Origin of the sequence: Candidatus Pseudothioglobus singularis PS1 (assembly GCF_001281385.1) — a bacterium.
Classification (GTDB): Bacteria; Pseudomonadota; Gammaproteobacteria; order PS1; family Pseudothioglobaceae; genus Pseudothioglobus; species Pseudothioglobus singularis.
Genome location: NZ_CP006911.1, coordinates 930,140 through 951,932, shown reverse-complemented (window position 1 = coordinate 951,932; position 21,793 = coordinate 930,140). Strand labels below are relative to the sequence as shown.

Here is a 21,793-nt window from a genome sequence, read left to right as displayed (position 1 = left end):
CAATATCCTTTTTATGTATTATGAATCTAGGGAGCTGTATTGATCTATGATTACTGTTGCAAGAGTTTCACTAAATTTTAAAAAAATATTTATTATCTTATTTATTTTTTTATGTATCTTTTTTTCAAATCATGCTTATGGCACTGATTATACGATAAGTAATGGAACAACTCAGACCTCGAGAGTCACTCTAACTAATAACGATACATTAACAGTAGATAATGGAGGTGAAATTGATTACACTTGGCCTGCTGTTGATGCTGATAATAGAACTTTTCCTGCTGGAACAACTACCATAACAAACAACGGAATAATTGAAGGCAACTGTTGTGTAATTGATATTAGAAGCTCAACAAATCCAAAGTTAATTAATAATGGAACTATCAATGGAAAATCTAGTAGTAGAACCATTTATGCAAATAATTCCGTGAATGCTACAATTATAAACAATGGAAATATCACAATTTTAGGATCCAGCAATTATGAAACAATTGATGGAGATAGCTCTTCAGGTTTGACTATAACTAATAATTCAGGAGCTACGATTAGTAGTGAAGGAGATGACGCTATTGATATTGAAAATGCTTCAAATGTTACGATAACTAATGCAGGTACAATTTCAGCTGGAGATGATTGGGGTATTCAAGCAGATTATGCCGATGGTTTAACTATAAACAATTCAGGAACTATTTCTGCAGTAGATGATTATGCAATATATCTTCGAAATGCTGATAACGTCTCTATCACAAACTCAGGTACGATTACTTCAGCTGAAGACCCTATAAATATGCAATCATCTACAGGCACTGTATCAATTACTAATTCAGGAACAATAAGCCAAACTGGAGGTGGATATAATGATGGACTGACTCTGCAAGATAACGCTACTTTTACAAATACAGGTACTTTAAGCGCAAGTCGTTATGCAATTGGGGGGAGTTCGTCTGGAGTGACGATTGTCAATAAAGGCACAATTACGGGCGGGACTTATGATTTTTATGTTCCCTCTATGACAATTACCACTTTAACAAATGGGCAAGGAGGTAGTGATGCCCTTGTTTATAGAGGAAAGATGCCAACAAACTATAAATTATTTGTTGCAAGCACCTCATCCTATGGAAAATTTGCAAAAGAGTGGGGAACGAGTGGCACAACTACTTTTAGTATAGATACTGCGTCTACATTAGCTGCAAATACATATACAGATATATTTACTAATACAACTTCTGCTCGGTTTGCTGGAGGCTTAACAGGAACTTGCGTATGCTCAAATGGAGTCTTTACCTGGACCCTTAGTGATTCAAACAGTGATAATAAATGGGATTTAGCTATAGCAGCTGATACTACCAAACCAACCACCACTTTTAGCCCAGTAAATGGCGCAACATCCGTAGCAGTTGCTTCAGACATTACGCTTACTTTTAATGAGGCAGTTAGGCTAACTAATGACTCTGCACTTGATGATTCTAATGTCGATGCACTCATTACACTCAAGGAAAATAACTCTAGTGGCTCTGATATCTCCTTTGATGCAACGATTAATAATGGCAAAACAGTCATTACTATCAATCCATCAAGCAATTTTTCTAGTGAACAGGTGGTTTATGTTGCAATTGGAGCTACCGTTGAAGATGCATCTAATAATGCTATTAATTCAGCTAATGCAAGCTTTACCGCTGTTGATACTTCAGCGCCAACGATGGTAATCACCTCATCCACCGTCTCTGACGGTGATACCTCTGATGATGCATCGCTATCAATGACTTTTACTTCAAGTGAGGCAACCACTGACTTTGCTGTCGGAGATATAACAGTTACAGGGGGCTCTCTTTCGAGTTTCGCCTCAACCTCATCTACTATTTATACTGCCACCTTCACACCAACGGATGACGGCGCAACTACAATTGATGTCGCTAGTAGTAAATTTACTGATGCTACTGGTAATAATAATGTTGCAGCTACTCAGTTTAACTGGACTTATGAATCACAGTTACCTAGTCCACTTGATAAAACAGATGTTACTAGCTCTGTTGAGGCATCCAAAGATATTGCAGCCGAATGGGCTGATATGATTGTTGATATTTCTTATAACAGAATTGCTTGGTTAGGTCGAAATCAGGGTTCAATTCGAACTTCGCATCAAGGTATCAGGCTTCGCTTTCAAGATGAGATGATTGATATACTTATGAACAGTTCTCCAAATTCTCAAATTTATGATGAGATCTATTTTGCTAATAAAATGTCTAATGCAATTGAAAATACAAATGGTTCATTGCTTGCTGTCAGTGATCACATTAAATCTGACGCCGCAACTATTGCTATTAATGAGGGTGTAAAGCTTAGAGCTCTTGCAATAGAGACCCTCAATCCAACTTTTGAGCCAATCTTTGGAGATTGGTCGATTTGGACAAAGGGAGAGCTAATAATTGGCAAAACAAAAGCATCATCAACAACCTCTAAGCAAGATACAAAGTCAAAAATACTTTCTCTTGGGTTTGATAAGCCTCTTGATAACGAGGGCATTGTGGGATTTGTGTTTGATGTGGGACGTGATAATTCCGATATAGGATCAGGTGCAACAAATGTGAAATCAAAAAATTATAGCTTATCTAACTATAGCGCCTTAAAATTAGACTCAAATACCAAAATAGAAACTGTAGTTGGTATAAGTCGTATTAATTTTGATATGACTCGAACAGATGGGTCTGAGACTTTGTTAGGAGAAAGGAGGGGAAACCAATTATTTTTGTCAAATATTCTAAGGCACGAGTATAAAAAGAAACAGTTTGAAATCTCTCCTTATCTCACACATTCTATAACACTTACTAATTTGGACGCTTTTAGTGAGAGTAGTGGCTCATTAGCATTAACTTTTAATAAACAAGAGATTCGAGACTATGAGATAGGAATGGGTATGGACGTAAACTCTGAAATCATATTAAAAAATAGTGGCAGACTTAAACCATTTACAAGGATTGAATACAACAAATCAAATTCTAAAACGTCAACATCAATGTTCTATACGAGCGAAGGCGCAAGTAATACTTATGTGAAGAATTTTGATATTAAAAATAACAACTGGAAACTAAGAGTTGGAATTGATCATATTGCTAGATCAGGCTGGAGAAGTTCTGCAAGCTACACCAGGAAACAAGCAGTCGGTGCAAACTCTGAATCTAAATATAGCAACAGTTTTACCTTGAGATCCGATCTTAGGTTTTAGCTGTATTTCTAATTTAGGTTTTAAAAAGATTATGCACTTAAATAGCCTATAAGTAAAGAAATAAAGGCTCCAACATGAACAACCATTATTGCTCTATCTTTCCATAAATAACCCACAGCAAAACACAAACCAATTCCTATAAAAAAGAAGAATACATTGTAAGGCGCTAGATTTAGCCCTGTAAGTCCATAACCTATTAACTGAATGACTGTCGCTATCCATTTAACAATATCAGCTGTCTCCATTTTGAATCTCCCAATATGATGTTTCTATCTTTGTGCTCTTGTAGCACTGATAAAAAATATCAAAGTATAGTTAAAAGATTTTAATTAGGAAGGGCCAGAAAAGTCTTATTACTGCTCCACTGCTGACTTGAGCTAAAGATGAAAAATTGTGATAACAAGATAAAGAAATATTGCTAGAAGATTTAATACTTAAAGTGGTTTCTTAGTCGATCATTGGGAGGAGTTTGTCGAGTGATTCTTTCGCGTTTCCATAGAGCATTCTAGTATTCTCTTTAAAGAATAATGGGTTTTCGATTCCAGAATATCCTGTTCCTTGGCCTCTTTTAGAGACAAAGACATGTTTAGCTTTCCAGCACTCCAAGACAGGCATTCCAGCAATTGGGCTATTTGGATCGTCTTGCGCTGCAGGGTTAACAATGTCATTGGATCCAATGACAATGGCCACATCGGTATCTGAAAAATCAGCATTAATCTCATCCATCTCCATAACAATATCATAGGGCACTCGAGCCTCAGCCAGAAGTACATTCATATGACCGGGCAAACGTCCAGCAACTGGATGAATGGCAAAGCGTACATTTTTACCTTGTGCCCTTAACTTGCGAGCTAATTCAGAAACTGATTGTTGCGCTTGAGCAACAGCCATGCCGTAGCCTGGAATAATGATAATACTGTCAGCATCATTTAGGACAGAAGCAACACCATCTGCCTCAATAGATACTTGCTCACCATGAAACTCCATTTGTGGACCAGATGAGCCGCCAAAGCCACCTAGAATAACACTCACAAAAGATCGATTCATGGCGTTACACATGATATAAGACAAGATAGCGCCTGACGATCCAACGAGTGATCCAACAACAATTAAAACATCATTGCCAAGACTAAATCCAATCGCCGCCGCAGCCCATCCCGAATAAGAATTGAGCATTGATACTACAACAGGCATATCAGCCCCGCCAATACCCATGATTAAGTGATATCCGATGAACAATGCTAGAAATGTCAATACAATCATTGACAATAACTCACCGCTATTTAAATACCAAACTGCTGATAATATTGATAACAGGGCTGCAGCCGCATTAAGAAAGTGACCTCCAGGTAATTTAAACGCTGTTGAGGTTACTTTGCCTGCCAACTTACCATATGCAATGATGGAGCCGGTAAATGTGACAGCACCGATCCAAATACCTAGTGAGGTTTCAACGCGAAGTATATTTATTTCAACAGCAGATTTTTTAGCGAGCAACGCCGAAAAACCTTCCAGCGATTTCATGGCAGCCAAATCCATCGATGCAATATTGACAAGTTCAAAGTGAGTATTAAAGCCCACAAATACTGCAGCAAGTCCTACTAATGCATGCATACCTGCAACTAATTCTGGCATTTGAGTCATAGCAACTTTCGATGCTAACTGGTAACCAACTAGTCCGCCAGCAGCAATCAATACAAGTGATAGCCACCATAGTCCATTTCCCGGTCCAAGTAAGGTCGCGGAAACAGCCAAAGCCATACCAGCAATACCATACCAAACTGCGCGCTTTGCACTTTCTTGACCAGACAGTCCGCCAAGTGATAGTATAAACAATACGGCAGCAAGAACATAGACAGCGGAAGTAAAACCCATTTCCATAATAAGCCCTTAAGATTTCTGAAACATGGCGAGCATGCGTCTTGTTACAAGGAAGCCACCAAATATATTGATGCCAGCAAAAAATACTGAAATCGCAGCAAGTATCACTACTAGAAAGCTGGTTGAACTTATCTGAAGTATTGCCCCTAAAATGATGATTGACGAAATAGCATTGGTGACAGCCATCAATGGAGTATGAAGAGAGTGGCTAACATTCCAAATTACTTGAAAACCAACAAAAACAGACAGGATGAAGACAATAAAGTGCTGCATGAAGCTAACAGGTGCATAGCTTCCAACCAAGAACAATAAAACACCACCAACAGTTAGCAATATAATTTGATTTTTAGTTTGCTTTTTAAACGCTGTAACTTCATCAGCACGAATTTCTTCTGGGGTTTTATCTGGGATTCTTTCCTTGTGGGTAACCGCTATAGCTTGAACTTTGGGAGGGGGCGGTGGGAACGTAATCTCACCCGCATGAATGATTGTTGCCCCACGAATAACATCGTCCTCCATGTCATGAACGATTACTCCATCTTTGCTAGGTGTTAAATCTGAAATCATGTGACGAATATTACTGGCATAGAGCGAACTTGCCTGAGCAGCCATGCGACTTGGAAAGTCTGTATAACCAATAATAATAACTCCATTCTCTGTCACAATACGATCATCAATAACAGTCAACTTGCAATTTCCACCCTTTTCTGCAGCCAAATCGACTATGACCGAACCCGGCTTCATGGAAGCAACCATATCTGCAGTCCAAAGTTCAGGAGCTTCTCGGTTAGGAATTAAAGCAGTTGTAATAACAATATCCATTTCTGGCGCAATCTCACGAAACTTGTCCAATTGAGCAGCTGCAAATTCAGGGGAAGATACTGAAGCATAGCCGCCAGTTGAGGCATCGTTGACCTGTTCATCTGCAAAATCTAAAAAAACAAATTTAGCGCCCATAGATTCGACCTGTTCGGCCACCTCAGGGCGAACATCAAATGCATAGGTGATTGCACCAAGAGAGGTAGAGGTACCAATAGCAGCAAGCCCAGCAACGCCAGCTCCAACAACCAAAACCTTTGCTGGAGGAACCTTGCCAGCAGCAGTCATTTGACCAGTAAAAAAACGACCAAAGTTATTACCAGCTTCAATCACAGCTCGGTAACCAGAGATATTTGCCATAGAAGATAGGACGTCCATTTTTTGAGCGCGGCTGATCCGAGGTACCATATCCATAGCAATAACGTTAGACTCAGAAGATTTAGCCAACAACAATAGCGCTTCATTGCTACCAGGGTAGAAGAGGGAGATTAGCGTCTTGGATGAGGTTAGTTCTTTGAGTTCAGATTCACTCGGAGGAAGAACCTTGACAATTACATCACAAGCCTCAGTAAGCTCATTAGGGGTATCTACAATTTCAACACCTACAGATTTGTATTGCTCATCACTAAAGCCAGCAGCCAGCCCAGAATTCTTCTCGACCAGGCAATCATAACCCAGCTTCTGAAGCTGAACAGCACTGTCAGGAGTTAGAGCAACGCGGCGTTCACCTAATAATGTTTCTTTGAGCGCTCCAATTTTCATAATTTTCGTCCTGTATGACGCGGCCTTTCACCGTCTTAAAATTTTATATTTAACTATATTTTAGCATACTATCAATAAAAGATATATATGTTTAGATATATATGATAATAATATCACAATTAAATTTAATTAAAAATTTGTTACACCCACATAAAGAAATAGAGCAAGTAAAGAGTAACCTAAAATTGCAAATGTATATTTAAAGAGCTTCATTTCCTCTTAACTCTTCTTGAAGAAATGTTAAGTTGTTTAAATAAGCGTCTTTTAAGTCATTATCCATAGACGACTCCATGTTTCTAATTTCTTGGAATTCTCTCTCTAATGCTCTTTTAGTCTTGCGACGATCATTGGGAGAGCCATTTTTTGTATTATATTTTGCAAGTGTCATAATCTTATTAAATCTCCTAGAGTGGCTAGTTAACAAAACTACTAATGATGCTAACCATTGTGTACATAAAACTGAGCATGAAAACCATGCACAGCGTAGTCCAGATAACTAATTTTGTTTCCATCGTTAATCAAAATTATTAAAAAAAAACATATTCTAATAAATTGATATAAAGATTAGATGAAGATTTTGAGTTATTTAGATAAAGAGCCAGAGTTCAAATACTCAAAGGCTTGAGTGATGGCATTGATATCAAAATGAAGGAGTTATCTCAGTTGAGACGCGCGTTGGCTCTAGAGCCATTCTAATTAAAATAGAAATATCCAGTTAGCGCATACCTCGATGCTTTTTAATGATTTCATAGGCACTAATAATTTCTTGTGTCTTTTCGTTTGCTAACTTTTGCATCTCCTCAGGAAGCCCTTTGGCAACAAGCTTGTCTGGATGGTGCTGAGCTAAAAGGCGTCTGTAGGCACGCTTAATTTCTTTGTCGCCGTATGATTTGTCAATTCCTAATACTTTATATGCATCATCAACAGAGATGCCCTTAGTGCCGCTCTTAGTGGCTGAAAACTGTTGAATAAGGTTTTCTAGCTCATGAAGCGGAAAGTGAAGCTTTTGAGCGATATCTCTGAGCGCATTATGTTCACTACTGTCAAAGACTCCGTCTGCGTAGGCTGCTTGGATTTGAATTTCTAAAAACATTCGAATGAGGTGGGTCCTTCTGTGCGTTTCAACACGGAATTGTTCGAGCACCTCACTTAAGTTAAAGTCTGATTGCTTTCCTTGATTGAAGAGGTCTTTGGCAACTTTACTCATTTCCTCGGATAATTGCATATGCTGCATCACCTGTTGAGCTAGAATAATCTCTGATTTTGAAACCTTTCCATCAACTTTTGAGATGTATCCCATGACAGAGAATACGCCACTAAAGAAGGCTGCCTGAACACGCTGTTGATTCCCTGGGCCAAAGTTATTAGAGAAACCAGAGCTAGATCTTCTTTTTGAAAAATTACTTGCAAAGGCTACCCCTAGCATAGCGCCTAGAGGACCTCCAATCATGAAGCCTACTGCACCGCCAATAACTGATGACCACCAACTCATATTAAATTTTTCATTTAAAAAATAACCATTATATCTTTATTAAATAAGACCATAGTTTTAGTATTCAAGAGGAGATTGCATTTATTTAGATCATTAATCAATAATGATAAACTCTTCAATGAATGAATTAATTGTAGAAAGTTTCGTAATGGCTTTCTCTATCATCCTTTAGCATTCCAGCAGTTTCATCCAAAAATCTATTTCTATCTTCTCTTTTTTTAAATATCCAAATACAGACACTGTTTTTACTGTGATAGATAGCCTTGAGTTCATCATCAATCTCACAAATTTCTTGAGGTATTTCTGTTTGGATACAATACATTTTGACTCCTTATAATATTGCTTTAGTATACAGAAAGCTTAAATTTTCATTTGTCCTTAAACGAGAGTATAAAATGTATTTTTATGATTGACTGAGAGACCAAAAAATGCCATACATAAACCGATCTGCAAATGATTATGAGATTTCAATCCATCCATACAAGAATGATTTGTCAGGGGTTGCTAATTATCTTGATAGGCTCAAATTTCAACTATTGACACAAATAGAGCCATTTAAAAATAATCATATATGGACAGCACTCTCACTTCATGGTTTTGGCCCAAATCCTTCTGATATATTTAAGCCAGGATTTGTTAATAACAATATTAAGATTGATTCAAATTTGCAATGGACCACTTTATGTAATGATCCAGTTATGAGGCCAATCTGTGAGATGATTTGTAAGTTGCCATGTGAATTTGAGAGAATTCGATTCATGAAGCTTGCTGCTGGTAAATCACTTCGAAAACATACTGATAATATTGATGTAGATATTGAAAAGAAAAAGATTGTCAGGCTTCATGTTCCGATAAGAACAAATGACCAAGTAGTTTTTACTATTTATGAAAATGATGCTGATGAGGTCGGCAAAGAGCTAAATTTAACTACTGGTCGTTACTACTACATTGATGTGACTAAGCCTCATGAAGTAATCAATAATAGTGATATTGATAGATATCATTTAGTTATTGATTGTTTTGTTAATGACGAATTGAATACTATCCTTTAACTTTCTGGAATAAATGGTCTGATTGATTTTTGAACATAAGCTGAAGGGAGGTTTGCACTTTTAATGCCATGGTTGATTCTTTCAATATACTCAGCTTGTGGTTGACCATTCTCATTATCAGTTGCAACATAAACGAGGCAATCAATATCGCCATTAAGAGTTGAAACACTCATAATAAACTTTTCATACATTCCCTCTGCTACACTCTCATAGATGTCTAATAATTCGATATCTTTACCAGTGAGTGTAAATATCTCTCCCAAAACAAAATCATTTAGATTTTGCCTTATACTGGCATATCCTCGAGTATTGATGAACCAAGAATAGTCTGAGAGTCTTCCAGAAGTCAGGTAGCTTGACTCAGGGCAGCGTACAAACATTTGATCTTTCGATAAATTAGATCCATAGCCAAAATAGTAGTTTGTTACGGAAGGCATATTTTTAATTAAAAGTTAGGAATAGAGTCAACACCTTTTTTAATAAGGTTTTGAATGTATTCAGCTTTTTGTTTGTAGAAGTTTGACTGTTGAATGTTGTCATTAAAGTCAGACTCATATTGTAAGTCACGCAGTCTTTTAAGCTCTGTGTGGCAGTCAATGAGCCTGTCATCCATTCAAATCACCAACTACATCACCATTTTTAAAGACATATTCAGCAGTTTTTACTCCATTCTCATAGAATATAGATGCGCCATTCAAAACCCCATTTTTATATTCTTGCTCAGACTCAAGTTGACCATTCTCATTCCATGCCCTTTGTATACCCTCAGGCTTATCATTTTTATAGAAGCCTTCAGAGGCTTTGGTGCCATTGTCATACCAGTAGGTAAGCGATCCCTCCAGTTTGTTTTTGAGATAAGAGCCTTCAGAGGCCTTTTGACCATTGGCATACCAATACGTTTCAATACCATTTTTAAGACCATTGTCATAGTTTGTTTGAAGCGTCATTCCATTTTCAAGTAGTTCAGTATTGAGACCATTTTTATTTTTTTTCATAGACTTATTATATTAAAAAAAAAAGAACTATTTCTTGCATATTTATTTCCAGCCTTGTTGCCACTTATTTGAGTCTTTTAATTCATTCCAGTCTATTGACTCATTATTCTTTGAAATGATTGCCTCAATTAAACAATCACTGATTAACTCATTATCATCATATTTAAGTTCAGAAATCAAAAAATGTTTTTCATTGTTAGTTGGTAATATTTTAGTCCACTTACTATTTAATAATTTTTTTGGATTAATTTGATTCATTGACTTATCTATCTTATGGTTTATCTAATTAATTATTTCATATTCAGTTAAATATTGGCTGAATTAAAAGTTATTAATCAATCTCCACTCAATATTCATTAATTCTTCATAGTCCAAAGATGTCTTCTCTCTAAACTGCTCAATTGAAGTTGAACTACAAATAATAACATGAGAAAAAAAATAGGGGTAATTGCGCTTTCATTGGCTGCATTAGCAGTGGTTTGGCTTCTACTTGGTATGGCTAATATTATCCCATTTTTAATAGAGTTACCTCAAGAAACAAGCACGCGTGCACACGCATCATTGGCTGTGATACTTCTATTGATTGGGTCTTGGGCTTTTTGGAATGAAGATTAAATTTTAATAAGGATGTAATTATGATTAAAACGTCAGATATATGTATTTTAATTTCAGTTGGGGTTGCTTTTGTAACGACAGCTTATCTGTGGTTTCAAGGGGTTGATACAAAACAAGAGGCTTTGTTTACTTCCACCTGGATCCCATCAATTCTAACATTTGCTATATATTTCAAGATAATATCGAGGAAGGACTAACTATGGATGATTCATTAATATTTATTACGGGTCTGTTTTGTTTTGTTATGGCAATTATTGGAGCAGTTTTGACTGTCCGAGAGTTTAAAAATATAGAAAATCAAAAATAGTTTTGTAGAATCAAAGTCCTAATATCTAGTGAGTTTTTTACTAGATATTGGGTCTGTGTGAAACTGTAAGTATGATGTAAATTAATCGTCCAATAAAAATGTTGGCATTTTGTAATAGATGTCAAGATTGTCATTGCTATGTTCTGTTCCTTCCCTTTTTTGTTCTATGCATTTCACTGAGGTGACCATTACGTTTTTAGATTCAGCTTGAAGCTTTGTTTCAGGCGGCGAAATAATTCCTTCAACTGTGGTTACAGGTCTCCCGTTTTTGTCATAAAGTGCGCACCTTACATTTGTAGTTGCTTTGCTTTTGATTGATATGTAAGTTGCATCATTTGATTTTAATCTCTGAAAATCAACGCTTTCAACGACAATTTTGTTAGACTCACCATCAATTGTACTCATCATGTTAAGTTCATCGCCAAAAGCTATTTGAGCTGAAATTAAAGAAATTAAAAAAAATATCTTTCTTGGAATTCTGAAGTTGAATGTTTTGTTAGCTTGATTCATATAGCTCTTTCATGGCTTTTAAACCAACCCTTATTGTATTCCCGATTGCTTTGTCATAATCAATAACAGCGGCGCTCGTTGTTGGTCCGCTGATGACTGTGCAAATTGTTCCAGCTCGGTATCCCATTTGAGAACATAAATGAAAAAATAGGCTTGACTCCATTTCCATATTAAGAACTCTTAATCCATCAATATTAATCTTTGAAAGACTTCCCTTGATGTCTGGAAATGTATTTTTTAAACCTTCGATATATCTTGAGGATGGGCCATAAAATCCTGGAGAGGATGAAGTAATACCAACTTCATATTCAACACCATTTTTTAAAGCCTGGTTTTCCAAGGCATTAGTAACTTCAATTGACGCTTTCGAAGCATAAGGGATCAGTTTTCCTTTGAATCTTGATGAGCTAGGGATAGACTTGTTTAATATTTTTTTAGCAGACTCTTCAATTCTTTCAATCACAGGGTCATTTGATGGTTCTTCAAAATAGATGCCAGTATTGTCAAGGCCAAGCGCATATGAGCCAATGGCTTGCGAACCAGGAGCGATATCTGACTGAACCCCACCTGATGTTCCAAGCCTTATTAATGTCATTGGCTCACAGTTAGTATTTCTTGTTTTACTCTCAAAATTGAATTCGTGCTCAATAAAGGCCTCTACTAAAGCAATTTCAACGTTATCTGTTCCAATCCCCGTTCCAATGACAGATACTGGTATGCCCTTATATGTGCCTGTAAATGTTAGGTACTCTCTATTTGAAATTTCACGGTCAACAGTGTCAAATTCTTTAGATACGCGTATGGCTCTTGCAGGATCTCCAACAATAAAAATGTTTTGAGCAAGATCTCCTTTTTTTATCCCCAAGTGATAAAGGCGTTCATCAATAATGACAATTTCAGACTTATCAAACATTCACTTAAACTTCATCTTTTGTAAAATATTAATCAATATTATATACATCCAAAGTTATAATTTTTTCTACTAAAGCACATTACATTAAAAAGGGGTGAGTGCCATATGTCTGCCAGTCGATTACAATCCAAATTAAAGAGCTCGAAGCGTATTTAAATTATGAATGCTTTCTTAAACTTTCTTGTTCGACAAAAAAAGTTGGCCCTCCTGTTTACTTTATCAATTGTCATACTTGGATTTATGACACTACAAAAAATACAGCGTGATACTTATCCTGTCATAGAATTTGACCGACTATCAATCAATACCTCATATCCGAGCGCCTCTCCAAGAGATGTTGAGAAGAATATTACTAATGTTATTGAGAACAAAATAAAAGGAATTTATGGAATTAAAGAGTTAACCTCAACCTCCTCAGAGGGTTCATCTCGTATCAATATAGAAATTGATGAAGAGGTAGATGATATTCAGGAGGTAAAGGATAGTATTTCTGAAGCGGTCAATGAAATCGAAGACTTGCCTGAGGATGCAAATGATCCAAGAGTGGTTGATAGAACCAGTACAGAGTGGCCAATTCTTACAATCGTTATTGGTGGCGACAGTATCAATGTTGAGACCGCTAAAGCCATTGCAAACAATATTGAGAAAAATTTATCTTTGATTGATGGTGTTTCAAGTGTGAATGTAAGTGGGGATTCAGAAAGAGAAGTTCAAATCAGAATCAATCCAGAAAAGCTCTTTCAGTATCAGCTCTCTTTTGACCAGGTAAGAAGTGTCATCGCGGACCAAAATGTTCGCTCTGCTATTGGTGATAATAATCAAGGAAGGAATCAAAAAAATATAGTTATTATCTCTGAATATGAAACCATGGAGTCTTTGGAGAATGTTGTTGTAAAGTCTAGTTTTGATGGGCCAACCATTTTATTAAAAGACATTGCAACCATCGATGAGGGTGAAATCGGTTTCAACACAGTTACTCGTATTAATGGAACTAAGGGCTACATTCTTAAAGTTACAAAAACAGAAAAAGCAGACGTTATTAGAACCATTGAAAAAGTAAGGGCGACTTTAGATACTCTTAAAGAGTCTTATCCTTCAAACCTCAATTTGATTGTTACTGATGACAGATCAAAGCCGGTATCCAATCGATTAAACATTGTAATGAATAATGCTCTAGTGGGACTGGCTCTAATTATGGTAGTTTTGGGCTTATTTTTGTCTTTAAAAACTGCATTCTGGGTTGCTGTGAGCATCCCTGTGACGCTATTAGGAACTGTAGCTTTTTTGGGCTTCGCAGGTGAAACAATTAATTTAATTTCAACGATTGGAATGGTTTTAGTGCTAGGTTTGGTTGTGGATGACAGCATCATCATAGCTGAGAGTATTCACCACTTTAAAGAGAAGGGTGGTGACGTCTATCAAAATATCGTTGATGGCCTTAAAAGAGTCATCATGCCTGTTATTACGACTATTTTAACTACTGTCCTTGCCATATCAACTGTTCTATTAGTCAGTGGTACCACAGGAAAATTTATATACATTTTGCCAATTACTGTTATCTGTGCACTAACGTTTTCATTACTTGAGGTAAGCATCGCCTTACCGGCTCATATGTCTGGTAGTGAGGCTAATAAACAAAAAACATGGTTTAAACCCGTCGAAAGGTGGTTTGAAAAAGCATTATTAGTAATTCTTAGGTGGCGCTTTATCATTTTGAGCCTGTTTATTGCTCTTCTTGCTTTTAGTGCTTATATAGGAACAAAAGAAATTTCTTATATCCAGTGGCCATCGAGCGGAACAAATTCAATAAATATCAGAGTGCAGACTCCTCTTGGGACTCCAGTTGAGACAACAGAGCAGTCCATCATCAAAATTGATGAGATTATTATGGATAAGGTTGGCTCAAATCTAGACTTTTTTACAAGCACAATTGGATCAAGAGGATCCAATCGTGCGGCTATTGCAATTACGTTGATTCCAGCTAATGACCGTGAAGTCACTGCCAAAGAGATTATAGAAATTTTAAAGGCAGAAACAGAAGGTATTGAAGGCGTTTCGAGGATTAATTTTAGGACAAATAGGGGTGGCCCTAGAGGTGCCCTTGATATTGAGTTAAGTTTAATCGGAAGCAATGACGAGCAGCGTCAAGCAGCTGTTGATCAGCTTGAAATGATTCTTAATAGCTTCGAGGGTGTAAGTGACATTGATCGTGATGATGATTTAAGCAAAAATAGAATCGAAGTTTTGTTAGATTATGAGTCAATGGCAAGATTAGGTATTCAATATCAGCAGGTTTATAGTCACTTAAGAACGATCTATTCCGGCATGGATGTTTCTGATGTTGAGTTTAATAATACTAGCTTAAACGTGAAAATGTATCTTGGCGATAGTAATTATTCTGATGATTATATTACGAAAACCTCGATCAGAAATAATCAAGGAAGAATGATTCCAATGTCTCAATTTGCAAATGTTATTGAGACTCCGGGTGATCCAAACTACAAGCATTTAAATGGTGAGCGAGTTGTTAAAGTAAGCGCTGCGGTTGAAGATTCAGTAACTACCGCACAATCTGTCTCAAAAAGAGCACTTGATGAGCTCGATTTGATAAACAATTTTCCTGAAGTTCGTGTCATAGAAGGTGGAAGTTCCTTAGAAGCAAAAGAAGCCTTGAGTGATTTTTCTTTGGCGCTTGGTTTTGCTGTATTTGGAATATATATGCTTATATCGCTTCTTTTTAATTCATACTCTCAGCCATTATTAGTTATCCTTAGCATTCCTTTTGCATTAATTGGTGTTGTTTGGGCTTTTTTCTTTCACTCTGAGACATTTAGCTTTTTCGTTTTGCTAGGCGTCTTGGCATTAGTTGGTGTTGTTGTAAATGACTCATTAGTGATGATAAGCCATCTAAATTTCATTAAGAAAAATAAAGATATGGATGGTTCGTCAATTGAGTGGATTGCAAAGGGCGCAAAAGACCGCCTAAGGGCAGTAATATTAACGACCCTTACAACGCTTGCAGGTGTTCTGCCTCTGATTTATGGCTTTGGAGGTAAAGATGCATTCTTACAGCCAATGGTTATGGCTCTTGGCTATGGGTTATTATTTGGAACTTTTGTGACTTTAATACTACTTCCTTGTTTGTACTCAATTAATCTTGATGTCTCCAACTGGTTTTCGAGGTTAAAGACTAGGTTTCTTTAAATTTATTCTCCAAAAAAGTCATTTTTTCTGCCATCTGTAAAGTCTCTAGACAAGAACTTTGTTAGTCCAATAATTGACCACCAAAATGCGCCGTACAATATTACTTTAAGGCATAGCAAAATGTCCTTATAAATGAATCCTATTGCTATAAGCGTTAGAATAAATAGCGTTATGAGAAGCTTATTCATTATCTAATTATATTTAAGTTATCTTGAAAGTTTGTCAAACTTATATTCTAAATATTGTCTTAAAAATCAAAAATATTATGAGCAATCTTTTTTTTAAGCTCAGTAAAAAGGTCTACAATAATTTATTCAAATTTGAAAGAGTTTGAATAAATTTATTAATTACATACTAAACAAAAGGAGGGGTAGCGATGAAGTTATTTAAGAGATTTCATTTTATTAGATTAAGTAAAGTAAGATCAATGCCTTTAGTGATTGGTCTGAGCTGTTTTTTATCATTAGGCCTGTCTTCACAACCTGTATTTGCTGATGGTCATAAATCATTTGAAATAACCATTCTTCATACAAATGACTTTCATGCCAGATTTAGACCAATAAGTAAGTATGACAACAACTGTTCAGCAGAAAATAATGCCGAAGGTAAATGCTTTGGAGGTTCTGCTCGCTTAATTTCAGCGATTGAAGATGCACGCTCTAGACATAAGAACACAATCTTGCTAGACGGTGGTGATCAGTTCCAGGGAACCCTTTTCTACACCATGTATAAAGGGAAAGTAGCAGCAGAAATGATGAATAAGATGCAATACGATGGTATGGCAGTTGGTAATCATGAGTTTGATGATGGGCCAGTAACATTAAGGGCTTTTATGGATACTGTGAACTTTCCAGTGTTGATGGCGAATGCTAATGTAGATCTCGAGCCTGAGCTCAAAGACAAGTTACAAAAATCAACCATTATTGTTAAAGATAACCGAAAGATTGGACTTATTGGTGTCGTGACTGAGGATGTAGTTGATATTTCTAGTCCTGGCGATAACATTATCTTTACTGACGCTATTACTGCAGTTCAGACTGAAGTCGATGCGCTAACTCAGCAAGGCGTTAACATCATTATCCTTTTATCTCACTCTTCATATGCAATTGATAAGGAGATTGCAGCTAATACAACCGGTGTTGATGTGATTGTAGGTGGACATGATAATACTTACTTGTCTAATGTTAGTGACAGGGCAAAGGGTCCTTATCCAACCGTTGTAAATGATACTCAGATTATCCAGGCTTATGCGTATGGAAAGTTTCTTGGTGAGCTTTCAGTTGTCTTTGATGACAAAGGAGAGGTCGTATCTGCAACTGGTGAGCCAATCACAATTGATAAATTAATTAGTGAAAATAGTGACGTTGTTGCTCGCTTAGATGAGCTTGAAGTGCCAATTAACGAACTCAAAGAAAGAGAGGTCGGTAGTGTCTCGAGTGAGTTAAATGGAAACAGGGCAGTTTGTAGAGTTCAGGAGTGTGATATGGGCAATATGATTGCAGATGCAATGAGGCATGCTGTAATGGATAAAGGCTATACAATAGCACTTATGAATTCAGGTGGCATTAGAGCTTCGCTTGATTCTGGTCAAGTCACTCTTGGAGAGGTTATGACGATTTTGCCCTTCCAGAATACTTTGGCAACCTTTAAGGTTACAGGCAAACAGCTGCTAACTGCTATTGAGAATGGAGTTAGTGAGGTTGAGGATGTTGCTGGAAGATTCCCTCAAGTCTCAGGAATGCGCTTTACTTTTGATGCAACTAGACCTGCTGGAGATAGGGTGACTTCAATTGAGACTCAGGATGAGTATGGCTGGAGCAACTTAAATCTTTATGGAACCTACGGTATGGTATCAAACAACTTTATCCGTGGTGGTGGCGATGGATACAAGGTATTCCGCTCTGCTTCTGATATTTATGACTTTGGTCCTGACTTAGCAGACGTGGTTGCTGCCTATATTGATGCAAACCCAGGTTATTCTGGTTATACCGATGGTCGCATTAATCAAGAGTAGCTAAAAATCAATTAACTAGATGAAAAGGGCCAACACCATGTTGGTCCTTTTTTATTGGGTGTGCTCTGAGATAAAAGTTTCTGCTCTATCAAAGATTAACTCTTTACGTTCTGGGGAAAGTCTGTCAAGAAATGTAGCCTGAAGGGAAAGTCTAGGATTAGACTGATAGAAGCTTCTATTTTTTTCGATAAAACGCCAATAGAGTCCATCAACAGTATCACACCAATCACCCCTCTTATAATTACTCATTTTTAAGAAATAATTTGATCCACAGGTATAAGGCTTAGTAGACATGAGCCCGCCATCTGAATAGGTTGCCATGCCAAAAACATTGGGCACCATAACCGAATCTGAAGAGTCAATATACATCTCCATGAACCAACGGTAAATCTCTTTAGGGTCAATTTCACAAAGATTCATAAGATTGCTGATTACCATAAGTCTTGGTATGTGATGATTGTAGCCATCCTGAAGTGCGGTTTTAATGGAGTCATCAAGAGGCACAATGCCCGTTGAGGCTTCGTACCAGCTGTCAGTTAATTTGCCAGTGTGGCCCCAGTAATTGCTGTTAAGCTGGAAATCACCTTTTTCTTGATAAATACCTCGGATGAATTCTCTCCATCCCAAAACTTGCCTAATGAAGCCCTCAAGAGAGTTCATAGGGATTTGAAATTCATCAGCACTTTCAAGCAGTATTTCAAGTATATTTTTTGGTGAAAGAAGTCCAATATTCATAGATGCACTAATACAGCTATGAAACAAAAAGTTTTGACCCTCTAACATGGCATCTTCATAGACACCAAAGTTAATCATCCTATTTCTAATAAAGTCCAAAAATTGTTCATTAGCTTCTTTGCGAGTGACAGGGAACCACGGATTATCAAGAAATCCAGGATGTTCATCAAAATGCTTATTGATGAGAGTGCAGATTTCATCGTGGTACTTAGAAAGGTTTGGTTTAGGTAGCTCTGGAATGACTGTCTTTGCAGGGATTTTCTTTCTATTTTCTTGATCAAAGGACCATTTACCTCCAGCAGGCTTTTGGTTTTCATCAAGCAATATATTAAATTTTTTCCTTCCTTGCTGATAAAAGTTAGCCATCCTAAATACTTTTTTATCTTTATGTAGTGAGTGAAATTCTTCTCTAGAAAAGAGGAAGTTAGGAGATTGGTGAGAGACTATCTGGATATTAGATTTATTTATACCTTCTAGAAGTTCTTTTTCAAAATCTTTGTCTTCAATTTCAAAGTGATTGATTTCCTGAATATTGTTATCAATTATGAATTTTGTAAGGTGATCTGAATATGATTGACCCTCCTGACGATCATCAAGCTGAGTGTAGTGAATTGAAATATTATGAGACTCTAATTCGTCTTTATACTCCCGCATTGAACAAAGAAAGAGGTATAGCTTAAGTTTATGATGTTTTTCATAGGTACAAAGGTGGAAATCTTCTGACATGAAGACGTCGCTACAACCCAGGTTTTTTAGGATTTCAGGCTCAAAAAGCTGATTACCAAGAATTACAAATACTTTGTTCATTGGTTGATAATTTTAGTTAATTCAAAATAAATTAGAATAGTAATTTATAAATCTTTTTTTGCAATAAGTATCCACTTCAAATAATGAGATAATATCTCTAAATTATATGATTTAACTTCACTCACACGCTGAAAAATCTAAATGCAAAACAATACATCAAAACCCTATGTTTGTGTCATTGGCGGCTTAAATATTGATCTTCAGGGCTCATCAAATTCACCCCTAGTATTTAACGATTCAAACCCAGGTGAGATCGAAATGTCGGCAGGTGGAGTCGGCAGGAATATTGCAGAAAATATGGCGAGAATTTCAATTCATTCAAAGATTCTTTCTTATGTGGGAGCGGATGCTCTGGGTGACTTTGTAATTAACAAGACAACGACAGCAAATGTTGATACTTCTCTATTAATTAAGCATAGCACTCTTCCAACTAGCCAATACTTGTCATTGCTTGATGACAACAACGATATGTTGGTTTCTATCTCTGATATGCGAATTATTGATGAAATGACAATTCAAGACATTAATAACTGGAAAGATACCTTAGACCATTGTGGTGCAATTGTCATCGATACAAATATTCCAGTTGAAGTAATTGAGTATATTGTTGAAAAATATAACCATATACCGTTATTTTTAGATCCAGTTTCCTTTGCTAAAACCTCCAAAGTTCTTCATATTATCGGAAAATTTCACACTATTAAGCCTAATAAATTAGAGGCTGAGCTTATCTCTGGTATTTCCATCAAGGACGACGAGAGCATGTTGGATGCTGCTCAAAAAATATTTGAAAAAGGCTGTAAGCAAATTTTTATTACGCTGGGAAAGGATGGTGTTTTTTATTTTGATGGAGAGGAGTATGGACATTATTTGCATGAAGGGGTCAATGTAAAAAGTGCTAATGGTGCTGGAGATGCTTTTACAGCGGGGGTTATTTATGGTTTTTTATATCTTAATAGTGTTAAAGAAACAGCAAAGTTTGCCTCTGCGGCTGCAGTAATTGCTTTACAAAGCAAAAATACGATAAGTGAGAACTTATCGGAGCATAATATTAAATTACTATTAAAGGACGAAATGTAATGAAATTCAGTGACTATCTTGATTTTCACCCAGATGTAGAAGAGGCAATTAAAAATGGAGAGCCAATTGTCGCACTCGAGTCGACTATTATTTCTCATGGAATGCCTTACCCTAAGAATATTGAAACTGCCATGATGGTTGAAGAGACAGTTCGATCTAACAAAGCTGTGCCAGCAACAATTGCAATTATTAATGGCAGGCTGAAGGTTGGCCTTACTCACGAAGAGATTGAGTTTTTAGCGACTAATGATGAGGTTAGAAAAGTATCTCGAAGAGATCTTGCAATCACAGTCTCTCAAAAGCAGTCTGGCTCAACGACCGTTGCAGCGACAATGATCATCGCAAAGCTTGCTGAGATAGCAGTATTTGCTACTGGTGGAATTGGAGGTGTTCATAGAGGCGCTGAAAAAACATTAGATATTTCAGCTGACCTTGAAGAGCTGGCCAATACAAACGTTTGTGTAGTGTGTGCTGGCGCTAAAGCAATTTTAGACATAGGTCTCACACTTGAGTATCTTGAAACTAAAGGCGTTCCTGTTATTGGATATAAAACGACTGAATTGCCTGCTTTTTATTCATCAGAGTCAGGCTTTGATGTTGATTATAAGATTGACTCTGCTCTTGAGATTGCTGAAATATTAAGGACTAAATGGAGCCTGGGTATTGATGGTGGGGTTCTTGTAACTAATCCTATTCCAGTTGGCTACGAGCTTGAATCAAGCATCATGAATGAGGCTATAAATCAGGCTATTATTGAGGCAGAAAAAGAACATATAACAGGAAAAAAGATTACACCGTTCCTTCTTTCAAAAGTTAGTGAAATTACTGAGGGTAAGAGTTTGGATGCCAACATTAAATTAATTCAAAATAACGCTAATTTAGCTGCCAAAATAGCGCTCCATTACTCGAAACAAGATTAGTTACTTCTCTCTAACGAAAAAATTAAACATTAATATCAGTCCAATCACGAAAAGGATTAGCATGATCAGAATGCCTTGGTCAGATTTAACGTACTGATTAACAAATAACTGTGTTTTCGTTTTTAAGTTTGACTCATCATTATTAATGCCGTCATCGCCATTTGAAACATCAGAATCTGGAGAGGCGAGTTTGGTTTGAATGAGTTCTTCAATTTCTTCCTGAGCCTTTTGAGTGGCCTCATCCTGCACGATGACCTCATCCTCATCCAAAAAGCGAGGCGTCTCATCCTCATTAATTTGCTCAGTATTCAATGAATTAAGGGGTAACTGTTGATCCCTATCATCACCGCCTGCAAAGGCTAAAGAGTTTATCCCTAGTAAAAGAATTGAGATTAATAAAGCATTTTTCATGAGTCATATAATGATATACCTTTACTGAAAAATTATCACGATATCTGATTTAG

At 36.7% G+C, this 21,793-nt stretch carries 23 protein-coding genes; 8 read left to right on the top strand and 15 right to left on the bottom strand.

Features of this window, described 5'->3' with window-relative positions; genetic code table 11:
- The first annotated feature begins 46 nt into the window (after positions 1–46).
- Positions 47–3,223: an autotransporter family protein gene (locus W908_RS04865; RefSeq protein WP_053820165.1), complete on the top strand. Its 3,177-nt coding sequence runs from the start codon at positions 47–49 to the stop codon at positions 3,221–3,223.
- A gap of 29 nt (positions 3,224–3,252) precedes the next feature.
- Here the strand turns inward: W908_RS04865 and W908_RS04860 are convergent, their stop codons facing one another.
- From W908_RS04860 to W908_RS04835, 6 genes are all read right to left on the bottom strand, one after another.
- Positions 3,253–3,468 carry a DUF6552 family protein gene (locus tag W908_RS04860; protein ID WP_053820164.1) on the bottom strand — a complete coding sequence of 72 codons (216 nt, stop codon included), beginning with the start codon at positions 3,466–3,468 and terminating at the stop codon, positions 3,253–3,255.
- A 202-nt stretch (positions 3,469–3,670) separates the two neighbouring features.
- The gene (locus W908_RS04855; protein ID WP_053820163.1) at positions 3,671–5,104 is read right to left on the bottom strand and encodes an NAD(P)(+) transhydrogenase (Re/Si-specific) subunit beta; all 1,434 of its coding nucleotides are present in this window, start codon (positions 5,102–5,104) and stop codon (positions 3,671–3,673) included.
- A gap of 9 nt (positions 5,105–5,113) precedes the next feature.
- Positions 5,114–6,685 carry a Re/Si-specific NAD(P)(+) transhydrogenase subunit alpha gene (locus W908_RS04850; protein ID WP_053820162.1) on the bottom strand — a complete coding sequence of 524 codons (1,572 nt, stop codon included), beginning with the start codon at positions 6,683–6,685 and terminating at the stop codon, positions 5,114–5,116.
- A gap of 199 nt (positions 6,686–6,884) precedes the next feature.
- Positions 6,885–7,073, bottom strand: coding sequence for a hypothetical protein (locus W908_RS04845; protein WP_053820161.1), 189 nt, complete (start codon positions 7,071–7,073; stop codon positions 6,885–6,887).
- Between the two features lie 327 nt (positions 7,074–7,400).
- Positions 7,401–8,177 carry a co-chaperone DjlA gene (gene djlA, locus W908_RS04840; RefSeq protein WP_053820160.1) on the bottom strand — a complete coding sequence of 259 codons (777 nt, stop codon included), beginning with the start codon at positions 8,175–8,177 and terminating at the stop codon, positions 7,401–7,403.
- A 127-nt stretch (positions 8,178–8,304) separates the two neighbouring features.
- Positions 8,305–8,499, bottom strand: coding sequence for a hypothetical protein (locus W908_RS04835; protein WP_053820159.1), 195 nt, complete (start codon positions 8,497–8,499; stop codon positions 8,305–8,307).
- 106 nt (positions 8,500–8,605) lie between these two features.
- On the opposite strand from W908_RS04835, the gene W908_RS04830 reads away from it, so the two are divergent.
- Positions 8,606–9,229, top strand: a complete 624-nt coding sequence (locus tag W908_RS04830; protein WP_053820158.1) for an aspartyl/asparaginyl beta-hydroxylase domain-containing protein — start codon at positions 8,606–8,608, stop codon at positions 9,227–9,229.
- Here the strand turns inward: W908_RS04830 and W908_RS04825 are convergent.
- From W908_RS04825 to W908_RS04815, 4 genes are read right to left on the bottom strand one after another with little or no spacing between them, the layout of a single operon-like run.
- Positions 9,226–9,666, bottom strand: coding sequence for a gamma-glutamylcyclotransferase family protein (locus W908_RS04825; RefSeq protein WP_053820157.1), 441 nt, complete (start codon positions 9,664–9,666; stop codon positions 9,226–9,228). The genes W908_RS04830 and W908_RS04825 overlap by 4 nt on opposite strands.
- A gap of 8 nt (positions 9,667–9,674) precedes the next feature.
- Positions 9,675–9,842 carry a hypothetical protein gene (locus W908_RS08820; protein ID WP_197503556.1) on the bottom strand — a complete coding sequence of 56 codons (168 nt, stop codon included), beginning with the start codon at positions 9,840–9,842 and terminating at the stop codon, positions 9,675–9,677.
- The gene (locus W908_RS04820) at positions 9,835–10,224 is read right to left on the bottom strand and encodes a toxin-antitoxin system YwqK family antitoxin (protein WP_053820156.1); all 390 of its coding nucleotides are present in this window, start codon (positions 10,222–10,224) and stop codon (positions 9,835–9,837) included. Before W908_RS04820 ends, W908_RS08820 begins: the two co-directional genes overlap by 8 nt.
- A 42-nt stretch (positions 10,225–10,266) precedes the next feature.
- Positions 10,267–10,482 (bottom strand): TIGR02450 family Trp-rich protein, encoded by a 216-nt coding sequence (locus W908_RS04815; protein ID WP_053820155.1) that lies wholly within the window; start codon positions 10,480–10,482, stop codon positions 10,267–10,269.
- Positions 10,483–10,650: 168 nt separating this feature from the next.
- On the opposite strand from W908_RS04815, the gene W908_RS04810 reads away from it, so the two are divergent.
- On the top strand, positions 10,651–10,839 hold the full coding sequence (locus tag W908_RS04810; protein ID WP_020025535.1) for a hypothetical protein: 189 nt from the start codon (positions 10,651–10,653) through the stop codon (positions 10,837–10,839).
- A gap of 20 nt (positions 10,840–10,859) precedes the next feature.
- Positions 10,860–11,036 carry a hypothetical protein gene (locus tag W908_RS08815; RefSeq protein WP_200908873.1) on the top strand — a complete coding sequence of 59 codons (177 nt, stop codon included), beginning with the start codon at positions 10,860–10,862 and terminating at the stop codon, positions 11,034–11,036.
- A 191-nt stretch (positions 11,037–11,227) separates the two neighbouring features.
- On the opposite strand, the gene W908_RS04805 is transcribed toward W908_RS08815, so the two are convergent.
- Together W908_RS04805 and W908_RS04800 are read right to left on the bottom strand one after the other, a co-directional pair.
- Positions 11,228–11,656, bottom strand: a complete 429-nt coding sequence (locus tag W908_RS04805) for a hypothetical protein (protein WP_053820154.1) — start codon at positions 11,654–11,656, stop codon at positions 11,228–11,230.
- Entirely contained in the window at positions 11,643–12,569 is a 927-nt protein-coding gene (locus W908_RS04800) for a nucleoside phosphorylase (RefSeq protein ID WP_053820153.1), read from the bottom strand. The genes W908_RS04805 and W908_RS04800 overlap by 14 nt, the downstream gene beginning before the upstream one ends.
- Positions 12,570–12,728: 159 nt before the next feature.
- On the opposite strand from W908_RS04800, the gene W908_RS04795 reads away from it, so the two are divergent.
- Positions 12,729–15,773: an efflux RND transporter permease subunit gene (locus tag W908_RS04795; RefSeq protein ID WP_053820152.1), complete on the top strand. Its 3,045-nt coding sequence runs from the start codon at positions 12,729–12,731 to the stop codon at positions 15,771–15,773.
- 2 nt (positions 15,774–15,775) lie between these two features.
- Here W908_RS04795 and W908_RS04790 read toward each other — a convergent pair whose 3' ends face one another.
- The gene (locus W908_RS04790; RefSeq protein WP_020024818.1) at positions 15,776–15,961 is read right to left on the bottom strand and encodes a hypothetical protein; all 186 of its coding nucleotides are present in this window, start codon (positions 15,959–15,961) and stop codon (positions 15,776–15,778) included.
- Positions 15,962–16,149: 188 nt separating this feature from the next.
- On the opposite strand from W908_RS04790, the gene W908_RS04785 reads away from it, so the two are divergent.
- On the top strand, positions 16,150–17,787 hold the full coding sequence (locus tag W908_RS04785; RefSeq protein WP_053820151.1) for a bifunctional metallophosphatase/5'-nucleotidase: 1,638 nt from the start codon (positions 16,150–16,152) through the stop codon (positions 17,785–17,787).
- Positions 17,788–17,838: 51 nt separating this feature from the next.
- Here W908_RS04785 and W908_RS04780 read toward each other — a convergent pair whose 3' ends face one another.
- A complete protein-coding gene (locus tag W908_RS04780) occupies positions 17,839–19,329 on the bottom strand; it encodes a cryptochrome/photolyase family protein (RefSeq protein WP_053820150.1) in 1,491 nt (496 codons plus the stop codon).
- Between the two features lie 141 nt (positions 19,330–19,470).
- On the opposite strand from W908_RS04780, the gene W908_RS04775 reads away from it, so the two are divergent.
- Together W908_RS04775 and W908_RS04770 are read left to right on the top strand one after the other, a co-directional pair.
- Positions 19,471–20,409 carry a carbohydrate kinase family protein gene (locus tag W908_RS04775; RefSeq protein ID WP_053820149.1) on the top strand — a complete coding sequence of 313 codons (939 nt, stop codon included), beginning with the start codon at positions 19,471–19,473 and terminating at the stop codon, positions 20,407–20,409.
- Positions 20,409–21,329, top strand: coding sequence for a pseudouridine-5'-phosphate glycosidase (locus tag W908_RS04770; RefSeq protein ID WP_053820148.1), 921 nt, complete (start codon positions 20,409–20,411; stop codon positions 21,327–21,329). Before W908_RS04775 ends, W908_RS04770 begins: the two co-directional genes overlap by 1 nt.
- Here W908_RS04770 and W908_RS04765 read toward each other — a convergent pair whose 3' ends face one another.
- On the bottom strand, positions 21,330–21,740 hold the full coding sequence (locus W908_RS04765) for a hypothetical protein (protein WP_053820147.1): 411 nt from the start codon (positions 21,738–21,740) through the stop codon (positions 21,330–21,332).
- Positions 21,741–21,793: the final 53 nt, after the last annotated feature.

What these genes read in the sequence shown, in the direction of transcription:
- W908_RS04865 (WP_053820165.1), top strand. Translation starts at nt 47, where the DNA reads ATGATTACTGTTGCAAGAGTTTCACTAAATTTTAAAAAAATATTTATT.
- W908_RS04860 (WP_053820164.1), bottom strand. Translation starts at nt 3,468, where the DNA reads ATGGAGACAGCTGATATTGTTAAATGGATAGCGACAGTCATTCAGTTA.
- W908_RS04855 (WP_053820163.1), bottom strand. Translation starts at nt 5,104, where the DNA reads ATGGAAATGGGTTTTACTTCCGCTGTCTATGTTCTTGCTGCCGTATTG.
- W908_RS04850 (WP_053820162.1), bottom strand. Translation starts at nt 6,685, where the DNA reads ATGAAAATTGGAGCGCTCAAAGAAACATTATTAGGTGAACGCCGCGTT.
- W908_RS04845 (WP_053820161.1), bottom strand. Translation starts at nt 7,073, where the DNA reads ATGACACTTGCAAAATATAATACAAAAAATGGCTCTCCCAATGATCGT.
- djlA (WP_053820160.1), bottom strand. Translation starts at nt 8,177, where the DNA reads ATGAGTTGGTGGTCATCAGTTATTGGCGGTGCAGTAGGCTTCATGATT.
- W908_RS04835 (WP_053820159.1), bottom strand. Translation starts at nt 8,499, where the DNA reads ATGTATTGTATCCAAACAGAAATACCTCAAGAAATTTGTGAGATTGAT.
- W908_RS04830 (WP_053820158.1), top strand. Translation starts at nt 8,606, where the DNA reads ATGCCATACATAAACCGATCTGCAAATGATTATGAGATTTCAATCCAT.
- W908_RS04825 (WP_053820157.1), bottom strand. Translation starts at nt 9,666, where the DNA reads ATGCCTTCCGTAACAAACTACTATTTTGGCTATGGATCTAATTTATCG.
- W908_RS08820 (WP_197503556.1), bottom strand. Translation starts at nt 9,842, where the DNA reads ATGGATGACAGGCTCATTGACTGCCACACAGAGCTTAAAAGACTGCGT.
- W908_RS04820 (WP_053820156.1), bottom strand. Translation starts at nt 10,224, where the DNA reads ATGAAAAAAAATAAAAATGGTCTCAATACTGAACTACTTGAAAATGGA.
- W908_RS04815 (WP_053820155.1), bottom strand. Translation starts at nt 10,482, where the DNA reads ATGAATCAAATTAATCCAAAAAAATTATTAAATAGTAAGTGGACTAAA.
- W908_RS04810 (WP_020025535.1), top strand. Translation starts at nt 10,651, where the DNA reads ATGAGAAAAAAAATAGGGGTAATTGCGCTTTCATTGGCTGCATTAGCA.
- W908_RS08815 (WP_200908873.1), top strand. Translation starts at nt 10,860, where the DNA reads ATGATTAAAACGTCAGATATATGTATTTTAATTTCAGTTGGGGTTGCT.
- W908_RS04805 (WP_053820154.1), bottom strand. Translation starts at nt 11,656, where the DNA reads ATGAATCAAGCTAACAAAACATTCAACTTCAGAATTCCAAGAAAGATA.
- W908_RS04800 (WP_053820153.1), bottom strand. Translation starts at nt 12,569, where the DNA reads ATGTTTGATAAGTCTGAAATTGTCATTATTGATGAACGCCTTTATCAC.
- W908_RS04795 (WP_053820152.1), top strand. Translation starts at nt 12,729, where the DNA reads ATGAATGCTTTCTTAAACTTTCTTGTTCGACAAAAAAAGTTGGCCCTC.
- W908_RS04790 (WP_020024818.1), bottom strand. Translation starts at nt 15,961, where the DNA reads ATGAATAAGCTTCTCATAACGCTATTTATTCTAACGCTTATAGCAATA.
- W908_RS04785 (WP_053820151.1), top strand. Translation starts at nt 16,150, where the DNA reads ATGAAGTTATTTAAGAGATTTCATTTTATTAGATTAAGTAAAGTAAGA.
- W908_RS04780 (WP_053820150.1), bottom strand. Translation starts at nt 19,329, where the DNA reads ATGAACAAAGTATTTGTAATTCTTGGTAATCAGCTTTTTGAGCCTGAA.
- W908_RS04775 (WP_053820149.1), top strand. Translation starts at nt 19,471, where the DNA reads ATGCAAAACAATACATCAAAACCCTATGTTTGTGTCATTGGCGGCTTA.
- W908_RS04770 (WP_053820148.1), top strand. Translation starts at nt 20,409, where the DNA reads ATGAAATTCAGTGACTATCTTGATTTTCACCCAGATGTAGAAGAGGCA.
- W908_RS04765 (WP_053820147.1), bottom strand. Translation starts at nt 21,740, where the DNA reads ATGAAAAATGCTTTATTAATCTCAATTCTTTTACTAGGGATAAACTCT.